The organism is Halopseudomonas pelagia CL-AP6, from assembly GCF_000410875.1.
GTDB lineage: Bacteria > Pseudomonadota > Gammaproteobacteria > Pseudomonadales > Pseudomonadaceae > Halopseudomonas > Halopseudomonas pelagia.
Map to the genome: position 1 here is coordinate 44,599 of NZ_AROI01000008.1, position 13,152 is coordinate 57,750.

At 60.3% G+C, this 13,152-nt stretch carries 13 protein-coding genes and 1 pseudogene; 3 read left to right on the plus strand and 11 right to left on the minus strand.

All coding sequences use genetic code 11. The annotated features are described in order from the left end of the window. Positions 1-18: 18 nt before the first annotated feature. From K787_RS0106725 to K787_RS0106735, 3 genes are all read right to left on the minus strand, one after another. Positions 19-489 (minus strand): DUF2271 domain-containing protein, encoded by a 471-nt coding sequence (locus K787_RS0106725; protein WP_022962028.1) that lies wholly within the window; start codon positions 487-489, stop codon positions 19-21. A gap of 58 nt (positions 490-547) precedes the next feature. After that, entirely contained in the window at positions 548-934 is a 387-nt protein-coding gene (locus tag K787_RS0106730) for a PepSY domain-containing protein (protein WP_022962029.1), read from the minus strand. A gap of 77 nt (positions 935-1,011) precedes the next feature. Next, the gene (locus K787_RS0106735; RefSeq protein ID WP_022962030.1) at positions 1,012-2,310 is read right to left on the minus strand and encodes a ferredoxin reductase family protein; all 1,299 of its coding nucleotides are present in this window, start codon (positions 2,308-2,310) and stop codon (positions 1,012-1,014) included. A 169-nt stretch (positions 2,311-2,479) separates the two neighbouring features. Here K787_RS0106735 and K787_RS0106740 point away from each other — a divergent pair, with 169 nt between their 5' ends. Then, positions 2,480-3,145 carry a response regulator gene (locus K787_RS0106740; protein WP_022962031.1) on the plus strand — a complete coding sequence of 222 codons (666 nt, stop codon included), beginning with the start codon at positions 2,480-2,482 and terminating at the stop codon, positions 3,143-3,145. Then, positions 3,135-4,463, plus strand: coding sequence for a sensor histidine kinase (locus K787_RS0106745; RefSeq protein WP_022962032.1), 1,329 nt, complete (start codon positions 3,135-3,137; stop codon positions 4,461-4,463). The genes K787_RS0106740 and K787_RS0106745 overlap by 11 nt, the downstream gene beginning before the upstream one ends. A 135-nt stretch (positions 4,464-4,598) precedes the next feature. Here K787_RS0106745 and K787_RS0106750 read toward each other — a convergent pair whose 3' ends face one another. From K787_RS0106750 to K787_RS0106770, 6 genes and pseudogenes are all read right to left on the minus strand, one after another. Continuing rightward, a complete protein-coding gene (locus K787_RS0106750; RefSeq protein ID WP_022962033.1) occupies positions 4,599-6,665 on the minus strand; it encodes an LTA synthase family protein in 2,067 nt (688 codons plus the stop codon). Positions 6,666-6,702: 37 nt separating this feature from the next. Further along, positions 6,703-7,122, minus strand: a complete 420-nt coding sequence (locus K787_RS0106755) for a diacylglycerol kinase (RefSeq protein ID WP_022962034.1) — start codon at positions 7,120-7,122, stop codon at positions 6,703-6,705. Next, entirely contained in the window at positions 7,112-7,867 is a 756-nt protein-coding gene (locus K787_RS25485) for a lipopolysaccharide kinase InaA family protein (protein WP_306360821.1), read from the minus strand. Before K787_RS25485 ends, K787_RS0106755 begins: the two co-directional genes overlap by 11 nt. Then, positions 7,844-8,521, minus strand: a pseudogene (locus K787_RS25490) (class I SAM-dependent methyltransferase); the annotation flags it as partial. The pseudogene K787_RS25490 and the gene K787_RS25485, both read right to left, overlap by 24 nt. Before the next feature lie 91 nt (positions 8,522-8,612). Continuing rightward, complete coding sequence (locus K787_RS0106765; protein ID WP_022962036.1) at positions 8,613-9,875, minus strand: sensor histidine kinase; 1,263 nt, start codon at positions 9,873-9,875, stop codon at positions 8,613-8,615. After that, a complete protein-coding gene (locus K787_RS0106770) occupies positions 9,872-10,549 on the minus strand; it encodes a response regulator transcription factor (RefSeq protein WP_022962037.1) in 678 nt (225 codons plus the stop codon). The genes K787_RS0106765 and K787_RS0106770 overlap by 4 nt, the downstream gene beginning before the upstream one ends. Before the next feature lie 232 nt (positions 10,550-10,781). Here K787_RS0106770 and K787_RS22430 point away from each other — a divergent pair, with 232 nt between their 5' ends. Further along, positions 10,782-11,498: a phosphatase domain-containing protein gene (locus K787_RS22430; protein ID WP_022962039.1), complete on the plus strand. Its 717-nt coding sequence runs from the start codon at positions 10,782-10,784 to the stop codon at positions 11,496-11,498. 32 nt (positions 11,499-11,530) lie between these two features. Here K787_RS22430 and K787_RS25700 read toward each other — a convergent pair whose 3' ends face one another. Both K787_RS25700 and K787_RS24265 read right to left on the minus strand, forming a co-directional pair. After that, positions 11,531-11,653 carry a hypothetical protein gene (locus K787_RS25700; RefSeq protein ID WP_022962040.1) on the minus strand — a complete coding sequence of 41 codons (123 nt, stop codon included), beginning with the start codon at positions 11,651-11,653 and terminating at the stop codon, positions 11,531-11,533. A 338-nt stretch (positions 11,654-11,991) separates the two neighbouring features. Further along, the gene (locus tag K787_RS24265) at positions 11,992-13,017 is read right to left on the minus strand and encodes a hypothetical protein (RefSeq protein ID WP_022962041.1); all 1,026 of its coding nucleotides are present in this window, start codon (positions 13,015-13,017) and stop codon (positions 11,992-11,994) included. Positions 13,018-13,152: the final 135 nt, after the last annotated feature.

A 13,152-nucleotide genomic window follows, 5' to 3' on the forward strand; every position in this document is an offset into this window, starting at 1 on the left:
TTTGCTCCTGCCAGTCGGTTAAAAATCGTAGCGCAGCGAGCGAACATAGCCAACACCAGTAACCTGTTTACCGGCACCTGTGCTGGTCAGGGGTACGACGACATCCGAGCGATGATCACGCATATCTTCAACGGCGCTGTCGACATGGATCTGGTAACCGCTGTCGATCAGCGCATCATCCAGGTCCACAGTGACTTTCAGGCTGCGCCCACTGGTTACACTCGCTCCGGCGAGGCCATCATACTCAGCTGGATCCAGCCCACTGCCGCGCGCCCAGCCACTCAGGTGCTTGTAGTACTTGGGTTTTCTTCCGGCAACCCAGAGCGTTTGCTGAAATTTCCCGGCAGCATCGGTCAGGTAAAGCGCCAGGTAGGCGCCATCCCCACCGTAGTCGAGCAAATCGGTGGTGATGGTCACCTCCCGTGCCTGTGCAAGAACGGGCGCAACCAGTGCGATAGCCAGTCCCAGAGTAATAAAATTTTTTTTCATACAGTCTCTCCGATAAAAACGTGAACTGCGTTAACAACAAACAGACAGAATCGGCGGGTTATTCAATGGTTACCCTGGGGCGACTTTTGCCGGCGCCAGTTTGCGGCACCGGCACCTGGCCACTAGCCTGGGCACTTTTGTGCGTTTTGTTGCTGTGACCGTGATCGTCGTCATCGTCTTCCTCCCGCTCCAGTTCCATCAATTTCAGCGACGCTGGTGCAAAGGACGCTTCCGCGCGATAGCCCTCCGGGGTCAGGCCCTTGACCTCATAACAACCGTCATCCACCTTGATGCGGTAGACAGTCCAGCCTTCGGCTTGCAGTTTCTGGCGCAGATTTTCCCGCGGTTGCCAATTGGCCAGCGGGTCATCACAGTCATCGTCAGCCAGCAGCGCAGGGCTCAGGAATACTAGAGCGAGGCCTATAAACAAGGGTTTGGTCTTCATGGCATATCTCCTGTTGAATCCACACTGAGTACTTTATGAGCTGTACCTGACACGGGCCTGAACGCGTCCAATCATATTCAGCGAAACTGGAAAGCCTCTTTGTGGAAACGCAACAAGCGCAAGGGCACCGCCCGCAAGCCCTGTTCAAGTGCCCGCCCCAGCCCTGTCGGGCCGCAAAACCAGACCTCTGTCCGCGTAGCTGAGTCCGCACCGGTAGTCAGCTTTGCTGCCGAGAGCGTGTCACCCTGGCTGCTGTCATGAATCTGCAGCTGAATGCTGGGAAAGCCGCGACAAAGCGCCCGGAGCCGTTCCGCCATGGGGTCCTGGTCGGCATTGCGAGTGCAGTAGTGCAGGTCTGCCTGCGGCGCCGTTTCCGTGCTGCGGCCAATGGCTTCAAGCCAGGCCAGGAACGGCGTCACGCCGATGCCGCCGGCAATCCAGATCTGCTGGGCCTTGCGGTTTCTTCGGCCGAAGTCAAAGCAGCCGTAAGGGCCCTCAACCGTGACTGTTTGCCCGACGCTGATTTTGTTGCTGAGATGGTGGGTGAAGTCGCCGAGGGATTTGATCAGGAAGGTCACCTCGCCATTGCCCCGGTCAGCGCTGGCGATGGTGAACGGGTGAGCACCTTCCAGGGTGTTAAAGGTCACGAAGGCAAACTGTCCGGCACGGTGCCCAGGCCATGCCATGCCCAGCGTGCACACAACCTCAGTGACACCCTTACCCAGGGTATTGATGGCGCTGATCGAACCTTGAACCTGGTGACGGCGGCCCACTCTGCCGGCCAGGGAAAGCCCGCTGGCGATGCTGCCGCCCAGCAGCAGGATGGCCAGCAACAGGCCAATCGGCTGCTGCCACCATTGCAGCGGGGCAAGCCACGCCGCATGGAAAGCCAGCAACAGGTACAGCGCGGGCATGCCACGGTGGATATAGCGCCAGTATTTGTAGGGAAACTGCCGCCACAGGGTAATCAGCAGCATGGCGAACAACAGATAAACGCTAAATTCGCCTATGTCCTCGGCAACATCACGCATGGCGTCGATAAAGCCGGAATAATCCGGGTCATGCCGCTTGTCGGCTGCGCCGAACATCGACTCTATCAGGTCGTCGCCCATCTCAATCAGCCAGTGGGCAGCGGCAAAAACCACCGCCAGAATCCCGGCCCATTTATGGCTGCGATACATCTGGTCCATTCCGCCCAAGGGGCGTTCCAGCCAGGCCGGACGCTGCGCCAAGATCATGACCAGTGACATCAAGGCGATGGACAACCAGCCACTGAGCAGCAGACTCTGCTCATAGACCGACCAGGGCCCTGCAGCCAGACTCCAGGCCCAGAGGCCGCACACCACGATGATAAAAGGTAAAATGATCCGGAGCATGACAGCGCCTCTGATGACACCTGGAAGAGTGAGGCTAAGGTTAACGCGCAAACCTGACAGCCAACTGAAGGGCTGTGGCGGGGCGAGAACCATTACCAGGGCGCCATTCAGGCTGCTGTCAGGACGCGGCTGTAGTATCTTGCTTTCAGGGCGGGAACAGAGGTGAGTTATGCGGGTACTGCTGGTTGAAGATACGCTCGGGTTGGGCGAGGCGGTGCGCGATCAGATTGCCGATGACGGCCACGCGGTGGACTGGGTGCAAACCCTGCGTTTTGCCGAAACCAGTGTGCAGACCACGACCTACGACCTGATTCTGCTCGACCTGATGCTGCCCGATGGCCACGGCTTGGATTTTTTGCGCAAGCTGAGAACCAGCGGAAACTCGACCCCGGTCATCATCCTGACCGCCAGGGATCAGGTATCGGACCGAATTGCCGGACTCAACGCTGGCGCCGACGACTATCTGATAAAGCCCTTCGATCTGTCCGAGCTATCGGCCCGGGTGGCCGCAGTCGCCCGTCGTTACCGCGGCGATCCGAACCCACTGATACGCGTGGGCGATCTGCAGGTCGATCTGGGTGATCACCGCATCAGTCGCAACGGTCAGGCGGTGGAGCTTACGGCGCGTGAATGGGCACTGTTCGAAGGCTTTATCCAGCGCCCCGGAATGCTGTTATCCAGGTCACAGCTGGAGGACCGTCTTTACGCCTTCGGCGCAGAAATCGAAAGTAATACCATTGAGGTGTATGTCAGCCGTTTGCGGAAAAAACTCGGGCATGATGCGATCATAACGGTCAGGGGTATGGGCTATCGCCTGGAAACACATGAGCACTAGAACCAGCTTACAGAACCGTCTGGGCATCGGCCTGACTCTCGGCGTCACCCTGCTCTGGCTGTTAGGCGTGACCGCGTCTGGACTGGTGGCCCAGCACGAAATGAACGAGGTGTTCGACAGCGCCCTGGAAGAGACCGCCCAACGCATTCTGCCGTTGGCGGTGACCGACATCCTCAACCGGGAAAATGCCAGCGGCAAACAAAGGACCCCGGCGCTGAAAGCGCATGATGAATACCTCACGTACCTGGTCAGAGACGCGCACGGCAACCACCTGCTGCAGTCCCACGATGCCGATCCCCGGGTGTTTGCCCCATTACCCCGAGAAGGATTTTCCAGCACGGCAACACACCGGCTATACGGCGCGTCTGCGGTCAGTGATACCCTCTACCTTGAGGTGGCCGAACCCTTGGCCCACCGGCGCGAAGCGGCACTGGAAGCGGGCCTGGCCTTGCTAATGCCGCTGATGTTGCTGATTCCGATCAGTCTGCTGGGGATCTGGTGGATCGTCCGACTGTCCCTGCGCCCGGTGGTCGAATTCCAGCAATCGATAGAATCTCGCGGCGCTGGCGATCTCTCCCCGGTTACCGGGGATCGGTTACCCAGCGAATTTGAGCCGATCGCCATAGCCGTCAATCGGCTGCTGGCACGCTTGCACCGCGCGCTGGAGTCAGAACGGAGTTTTACCGCCAATAGCGCGCATGAACTGCGCACACCTTTGGCCACCGCGCTGGCCAAAGTGCAGCGGTTGAAAACCCAGGTTCACAGTGAGCAACTGCAGAACAATGTTGCCGAGATAGAGGAAGCGCTGCGCAGCCTGTCGCTACTGTCCGGAAAACTGCTGGAACTGGCGAAAGCCGAAGGGGGCGGCGCCCTATCGCAGAGCCCGCACGACCTGGTGCCGATCCTGGCGATGATCGTCAGTGACTTCGAGCGCCAGGCAGCAGGACGAATAAGCCTGAGCCTGCCCGAGAGTGAAGTAAACTCCTTGCTCGATCCCGATGCCTTCGCCATCCTGCTGCGTAACCTGATTGAGAATGCTCTCAAGCATGGCGCCGACAACCAGACGGTAGAGGTCAGCATGACCGACGATGGTAGGTTGCGGGTCAGCAATGCAGGCACCATCGTGCCAGCGCCGCAGCTCGCCTTGCTACGTAACCGCTTTGCACGCGCAACAACGGATACGGCCGGTTCGGGCTTGGGTCTGGCCATTGCCGACGCCATTGCCACAGGGGCAGGAATGACATTGCATCTGCGCTCGCCGGCAAGCGGACGCCAGGACGGCTTTGGAGCGGAGCTGAATGTGACCGCCAGCCGCTGAACTGCTGAGCGCAGTCGACGGTTCGGTAACCCATAGTGCTTCAGCTCAGAAACGACTGGGAAGCGGTCCTTACGGCCACCGCTCATTAGCGTCGCCGAAGATCTATCAGCCCGCACAGTGATCAGTCACCTACCACTACTGTCTCTTGCCCGACACAGTCCCAACCCCAGCCCGATCATCCAGCAACGCTTCAGTCGCGGTCTGCACATAGGCCGTGAGCTGCTCGCGCAGGTCCGACGATACTGCCAGCAGGGCATCTACGCCGGGGTCCGCACCAAGCCAGTAGCGATAGGCGCGGGGATCTTCGCCACGCGGCTGGACGACCAGTTCGTCACCATTCAGCATACCGACGGTCTGGCCTCCACCGGACGGCTTGATCACGCCAAAGCCAGTATCCGCAGCAGGCAGACTGAGCAGGTCCCGGCCCCAGCACTGATGCTGCACGTCGCCGCCCAGACGGCCCATGATGGTGGGTACCATGTCTACCTGCGTACCGACTACATCGTTGCGTGCGCCGAACCGCTCGGTGATGCCGGGTGCGATCAGCAGCATCGGTACGTGAAAGCGCAGCAGATCCAGCTCGGTCAGCTGTAGGTGCGTACCGAAACCGTGGTCTCCAAGGATCACGAACAAGGTGTCCTGGTAGTAGGGCTCGTTGCGAATTCGCTCGAAGAAGCGGCCTAACGCCCAGTCCGAGTAGCGCATCGCGGTGAGGTGTTCATCGTTGACCCCCTGGCCACTGATCGGCGCAATCGGCAGCGCATCGGGCAGCGCATAGGGGGTATGGTTGGACAGGGTCTGCAGCAGCGCATAGAAGGGCTTTTCCGGATCCAGCTTGCCCAGTTCCTCGGCGGCGCGGTCGAACATATCCTGATCGGACACGCCCCAGGTCGCGTCAGACATCACAGGATTGATGTAATCGCTGCGCCCGATGAAACGGCTCATGCCCTGATTGCCGAAGAAGCCCTTCTGGTTATCCCAGGCGAAGTCACCATTGTAGACATACAGATCATTGAAGCCACGGCTGCCCAGCAGCTGCGGCAGGCCGGAAAACTGTTGACCGCCTTCAGGCTCCTGCATCAGGTACTCGAAACCCGGAAGATTGGGAAAACAGGCCATGCTGGCGAACATGCCCTGATGGGTGTGGGTGCCGTTGGAGAAATAGCGAGTGAACAACAGCCCCTCCCGGCTCAGCCGGTCAAACTCAGGCGTGATGTTCAGCGGTGAGCCCAGCGCGCCGACGTAATGGCCGGCAAAGCTTTCCATTAGAATCACCACCACGTTGCGGATCGGCAGACTGCCGTCCGCGGGCGCCTGATACAGCCGCCGCACTGGCGCCTGCTCGCTGTCCAGCAGTTGGTCATGCTCGGTCAGCAACAGCTCCCGGGTTATCTCGGTCGCCTCGCGGCTGTCCATCAACCCCAGCCAGGCATTTTCCCGATGATCGGAAAACTGCGCCTTGGCTGCCGCGTAAAGAGTCAGTGCCGGGGTCAGCCCCAGCTGGTTGGCGAATATCGAGTCGGTGGTAAAGGCATCGCCCCAGCGCAGGGGCGGCCCCTGGCGCAGGGTGCCACGTGCCAGGACAGTGGAGCTGAGCATCAGCAACAGCAGCACCGACAGCCGCGCAACCAGCGCACCGCGTCGACTCAGCTGCAACCCATCGCGGCCCGCCGGCAGCCGGGTGCGCCCATCCAGCCAGCTAAACAGCCGGTACATCACCCAGCTCAGCAGCGCCATCGCCAGCAGCAATCTGACCACCGGAAAGCCATACCAGAGCATGCGCAGGACGGTCCCCGGGTCTTCCTGCAGGTACTGGAACACCAGGGCGTTCAGACGTTGATGAAATTCGCGATAGAAGTTCAGCTCGATCATCCCGAGCAGGCACAGCAGCAGCGTCACCAGCGTCAACCAGGCACATTGCAGCCGCCGCATCGCCATCAGCCTGCTACTCAGCACCGACAGTATCAGCGGCACGCCGGCCAGCACCACCACGCGCAGATCGAAGCGCAAACCGTTGGCGAAGGCTTCCAGCAGGTCACTGCGGCTGGCTTCGGCGGCCAACTCCCAGTTCCAGGCCAGCAAGACCGCGCGCAGCAGGCTGAGCATCAGCGTCAGCGCCAGCAATGAGCCGAGAACAAACAGGAGTTGGCCTCGCAGGCCAACCACCGGCCGTAGCCGGCCGGGTGCAGAAAGGGCAGTCATCAGTTCGGTTCCACAGACAGGGCCCGGCGCCGCCAGGTTAGATGAGAATCAGTATCCAGACGCTAAAAATCAGCAGTAGCGCGAACATCTGCGCGGCGCTACCGAGGTCCTTGGCGCGCTTGGACAGCGGGTGCAGTTCCAGTGAAATGCGGTCCACTGTGGCCTCGATAGCCGAGTTCAGCAGCTCGACGATCAGGGCAATGATCACCACGCCCACCAGCAAGGCCCGCTCCAGATTTCTGACCTGCAGCCAGAACGCAAGCGGCACCAGCACCAGCGCCAACAACAGCAGCTGGCGGAAGGCCGCCTCACCGGTCAGCGCCGCATGCAGCCCGGCCAGTGAGTAACCGGTGGCATTGAGTAACCGGCCAAAGCCGCCATGACTTTTCAGCGCCAGCGCGTCCTGCGCGCCAGAGGGGAAGTCAGATGGGGAGTCAGACGGAGAATCAGGTCGCATGGGTGCTGTCTTCGCTACCCGCACTCAGGCTATTATAACAGTTCACTAGGTACTGCCAGTCAACGTCCGGCATCGCGCCACGGTGGCGCTGCAACTGATCCAGGTCGTGGCTAACTGCGGGCCCGCGCAGCAGACGGCGGCGACTCTTCTCCAGATCCAGCAGTGCGACGAGCGCCTGAGCACCATCAACCCGCACGTAGATGTGCTTGGCATACAGGCACCCGTGCTGGCGTCGACCCTGATGCAGGCGCCAGAGCACCTGCGCCAGTTGCTGCAACACCGCGTGGCGCTGCAGCATGCTGATGGGCTCGGCATACCAGTCTTGCAGGCTGACATAACCCTGCAGCTCCTCAGTGATCAGCAGCGCCTGCCATTGACCGGCATGGCGCCGGGCAGCGCAGAACACGCGCCGGGGCACCGGCACACCGAGTTCTTCACAGACCTGCAACGCCTGCTCTTCGCGCAGCACCGTGGGACGACCGAAGGGGTGCAGCAGACTGCGATAGGTATGCCCCACCTGTTGCTTGCTGTAGAGCCGCGGGCGGCCCGCTGCCAGCGCCGGCAAAAGCTTCACGCCGCTTTCGCCGCCACGGCGCAGGTTCGGTGCCTCGACCCACTCGCCCTGCATATCCCACCAGCGATCAAAACGCGAGTCGCTGAACGACAGCAGCCGGCTGTCGGCAGGCGAGACGGCGCTCACGCGCGCACCTTGCGCAGTACTGCGCAGTACGTAGACCCGCCACATGGCGTAGCCAGGCAGAAAGTCTCGCCGGCTGATCTGCTCGAAGCCAGCTTCGCGAAATTCCGCCTCAATCACCTCCCGCGCGACCACAAAGCGATTCTGATTCTGGCCGTTTTGGCCCTTTGCCGCACGGCGCGCTTCCAGCCGGCGGCGCTTCATCGCCTTGTAGTTGCCGTCCACCCACAGCGAGATAATCAGCGTGTCGCGGGTGACCCGTGCGAACTCGCGCAACAGCGCGATGCGGTGCTCATGGTCAGCGACATGATGAATCAGACGCATACAGAAGATGCTGTCTACGGCGTTGTCACCCAGCTCGATATCAAAGGCCGAAGTCTGGAAAGTCTTGACCCGCGCAACCAATTCCGATGCCTGCCCCTGGCGCGCGGTATTTAGCATGTCGGCGGAGTAATCTGCGGCGAGAATCATGCGGTTGGGTGCCTCGGCTAGCAGCGGCCAGAAGCGGCCCGCGCCGCAGGGCAAATCAAGTACCAGATTGGGTTCACCAGCATCTTTAAGAGCGCGACGGGCTAACTGCATGTCGCGCCAGGTGGACAAGCGCCGAGCCAGGCCAGTGCGATGTTTGGTCAGATACTGCTGAGCATGATCGCTGTCGTACTTGCTGGAAAACGCGAGTTCAATCGGTTTGCTATCCGACATGGCGATGGATCCTGGAAAATGATGTGCTGCCAGACTAGGCAGCAGCGGATCAACGCACTGTCAAAAGGATGTCAAAATTTCGTTAAAAGCCTCATCCCAGGCGGACTTCGAAACAGCTGCCAACCGGGCGCAGCGAATACATATGCACCTCCCAATCCTGATGCGCACAGATCCGCTTGACCAGCGATAGCCCCAGCCCAAGGCCCTCGCCGCGCGCCTCGCTACCGCGAACAAAGGGCTCAAAGATCCTCGTTTGCTGCTCAGCGGGCACTCCCTGTCCGGAGTCTTCGACGCGGAAACCACTGGTGGTCAATAGTAGTCTCACCTCACCCTGTTCAGTGTAATGCAGGGCGTTGCGTAGCAGGTTCGACATCACGGTACCAAGCAGCCCGACGTGATAGCTGCCATGGTCTTCCTGCTCGACGAGCAAATGGAACTTGAGCCCCTTATCAACGAACGCATGCTGCCAACGCTCGGCCTGTTCCTGCGCCACTTGCAGCAGACTGGCGTTGCCGACCAGTCGCTCAGGCCGGGCTTTCGAGCGCGCCAGCAGCAGGAAGGTCTCGACCAGCCCGCGCATTTCCTCCGCCGCACGCTGGATCCGTGCCACCTGGCGCTGCTCGCGCTCAGCCAAGGGCGCCGCGTCCAGCAGCTCGGCCGAGCTGGCGATGATCATCAGGGGCGTGCGCAGCTCATGACTGACGTCACTGGTGAACAGCCGCTCACGCTCCAGCGAGCGGCGCAGTTGACCCAGGGTGGCATCGAACGACTCCGCCAGATTGCCGACCTCATCCTGCGGATAGTCCGGCGCCAGCGCCGGTGCGATGGTCAGCAACTGATCACGGTGGCGTACCTGTCCGGCCAGGCGGATGATCGGCGCCATAATCCGCCGCGCCATCAACCTGCCCAGCAGCCAGGCAAAAAGGACGCTGAGTAGAAAGCCGGCCAGCACAATAGCGAACAGCGCATTCTCGCGCGCCTCGAACTCGGCCTGATCCTGTACCAGCACATAGCGCTGGGTGCCGATGTCGCGGATGAACACGTAGGCCACATCATCTTCGGTGACCAGCTCGCTGAAACCCTGTTCCATCTCCGCCAGTTTGGCTGGGATCTCGGAATCGGTCATGTGTGACGCATACAGGCGGGTCTTGGCGTCCAGCCGGGGCGGCAGGCCCAGCGCCAAGTCTTCCTGCAGTATGGTGTCAAGCTCGTCGCTCATCTCCCGCGAGACCAGATGCTCTTCAACAAAGTGCACGATGGCGACAATACCCAGCGAAAACACCCCGCTGACCACCAGCGTCATCAGCGTGAAGGCAATAACGATACGCCGGACCAGCGGCTGCTTAGGCATCATTGCGGGCGCTCCGCGAGACAGTAGCCTATCCCGTGCACGGTATGGATAAGCGGTAATGCAAAAGGCTTGTCGACCACCTGCCGCAGTTGATGTATGTGGCTACGCAGGCTATCACTGTCTGGAAGCTCCTCGCCCCACAACGCTTCCTCGAGAATGGCGCGGCGCAATACCGCCGGGCTTCGGCGCATCAGCAGCTCCAGCAGCTTGAGACCCACCCGGTTGAGTTTGAGCTCTTGCCCAGCCCGGCTGACCTGCAGAGTATCCAGATCGTAGCTCAGATCAGCCACCGCCAGTATGTGTCGCGAACTGCCCTGGCTGCGGCGCAGAATCGCCTCAATGCGGGCTACCAGCTCGGACAGCGCAAACGGTTTGATCAAATAATCATCAGCGCCGCTGCGCAACCCTTCAAGCCGGTCATCCAACTCGTCGCGGGCGGTTAGCATAATGATCGGCGTATCGCGTCCGGCATCCTCACGTAAACGCTGGCAGACCTGATAACCGTCCATGCCGGGCAGCATGATGTCCAACACGATCAGATCGTAGTGCTCACTGACCGCCAGATGCAGGCCGGTGACACCGTCCTGCGCGCAGTCCACGGTGTAGCCCTTGAGCTGCAGATAATCGAGCACGTTGGCCAGAATATCGCGGTTATCCTCAATCACCAGAATGCGCATGCGCAACTACCCCCCTCGCCCGATCGGGCCGCTGAATTAACACTTTTTTCACAGCGCCTTGACGAAGCGCTGACAGCAGTATGCGCACACTGACGCCGTTGATCTCAACTACGGACAGTAAAATGCCACTACTCAAAACCGCACAACTGCGCTTCCTTGCCCTGCTCACTGCGCTTTGGCTCGGGGTATTCGTTCTCACTCGCTCGGCACTGCTGAGCTGGCAGCAACCACATTGAAGCCACTTAGACTTCTTCTATGGCTAAGCCTGCCACTTGGCGCGCTGGCGGTCGTCGCCCTCTCCCGGCCCGACCTGCTGCGCAGCGATCAGGTGTATGTGCCCGCTCCGACCCTGCATGCCGGACAGGCGCGACCGGCCAACTGGGCCACACTCATAGATCCAGACCTGCGCCTGTACCGCATGGGGTCGCACCTGTTTCGCAGTGCGCTGCCCGACCGCGAAGACCTGCCGGCGCTGCAGGCGCAGGGCATTAGCACGGTGATCAACTTCTACCAGCACGAAGATGACTGGCTCACCGGCAGCCCGCTGGATGCAGTGCATCTGCCTCTGCACGCCGACCGAATCACCGACACCGACGTAATCCGCGTGCTGCGCGCCATCCGCGACGCACAGCAGCACGGTGGTGTATTGATTCACTGTAAGCATGGCCAAAACCGCACCGGCGTTATGGCCGCTATGTACCGCGTAATCTACGATGGCTGGAGCCAGGAGCAGGCCATGGCTGAGATGCTGGAAGGCGGTTTCGGTACAGCAGAGCGTATGAGCGACGCCATCGGGTACCTCGACCGAGTGGATGTGGCAGCGATGCGTGAGGCCATGGCCTCTGGCGCGTGCAGCACAGGCACTCTGACATGGTGTCATATAAGTGACTGGTGGCGGCGGGAGCCTGAAGAACAGGATGAGCGAGTGGCCGCCACCCGTACCCACTAGACTCTCCTGAACTCGACACATAAGCACAACGGTTAGTCCTCCATGACGGTAAAACCCCGCAATGCTTGACTCGCCTCCACATAAGCCTCGCTCTGGATCCAATGACCCTTGCCCGGCAGCATCAGAACCTGCAGATCCCTGATACGCTGGTTCATTCTTGTTCTGAGCTGTTCTTCACTGGCACCACGGATGGTGCTGTCGGCACTACCGACCAGGAACCATACCGGGCAGGTAATCGGAGCATAGCGATACGGCTACATCCAGCGCCAGTTCTCGTCGAGGTTGCGGTAATAGTTGATGCCCCCAGTAAAACCACAGTGCCGGTAGGCTTCAACGTAATACGCCAGCGCTTCATCGGTCGCCAGCTCGGCTGCTCGCGCGGACCGCCCAGCTAGCCTATTCGGGGCTCCCAGATGGACTTCGATTTCGTCTGCGCTGCCAGGGGAAACACCTCACTGACATAAAAGAGCGCGCCATGATGTTTGCGGCAAGATTAAAATCGGCCGCGACGGAACCAAGCTGCGAGCAAGTTGCGCTCTGGCAGCTTGCGCCACTGCAGAACGGACAGGCTTAGCGCCAGACCTGCGGCTATGCCACCCAGGCCCATGCCGATCAACTCAAGGGCTTGCCATCCTCTCATATTAAAGACGGCCAGAGCGAGAAGCGCCAGCAGAAAGCAACTGATTGACCAGGTCAGGTAGCCCCACCAGGTAAAGTCGAAGCCCTCCAGACCCAGAGTATTGACCGGCTCGTCCGGTTGCCTCCCGCCGACCTCGGATTCAAAGTCAAGCAGCATTTTCAGATCCAGACGCTGGCTTTTGGTTTCCAGCATGGCTACGCCAACCAGATCCAGATTGGGCATGTCCTTGAGGCTGCTCCAGAGCACGGTCTCTACACCGTAAGCGCTGAGGTAGGCTTTGGTTACCTGCGGCCTGTGCACCACCTGCAGGTAACGGCCGTCCAGCAGGGCGAAACAACGCCAGTAGCGTCCGGTTACCTCAACCAACTTGATACGCTCGGGGGCCGGGTAGCTCTTGGGTGTGACCTTGGCCGCGATGGGCAGATCGCCGTGCTCGCGCATAAAGGCCACGCGGTGCTTGCCCTCGTTGGCCACCAGAATGCCCAGCGGTTGGTACCACCAGTACTGCGCCTTGGACAGGTAGTCCTTGTGATGTGTGGAGTAATGCTCGATGACCTGCGAGACGCGTTCCGGCGGAATGTTGTGCGGCATGCCTTTGATCGAGGCGCTCAGTACCTGGCGGCAGTCCACCATAGCTTCAAAAGGTTGATAGACTGGATCGCGCTCGCTATCCAGAAAGGGCACCACTACTGCGAGGAAGGACGAGCCGAAGTAGGCACAACTGTTAGCGGTGCCCATCCAGTCGTCCTGAAAGGCCTGAAGGACTGGGTCGCGTGAGTCCATATCCATGCGGTACTTGAGGTCGCAAAGTGCCCGTGAGGCCGCTTGCATGCATTCAGAAACCTGCAGATCCAGTGCATCGTCCAATGTAGTGGTCATCGTGCCTCCTTGGCGTTTTTCTAACTAACAACAGACTAACGAGCTTGCGCCTGAACTTTCTTTTGCCCGCCTTGGGAACCGCTGCCGCGTCCCAAAAAAATGCCCAGCAAATGCCGGGCTTTTTTGTTTACAGCG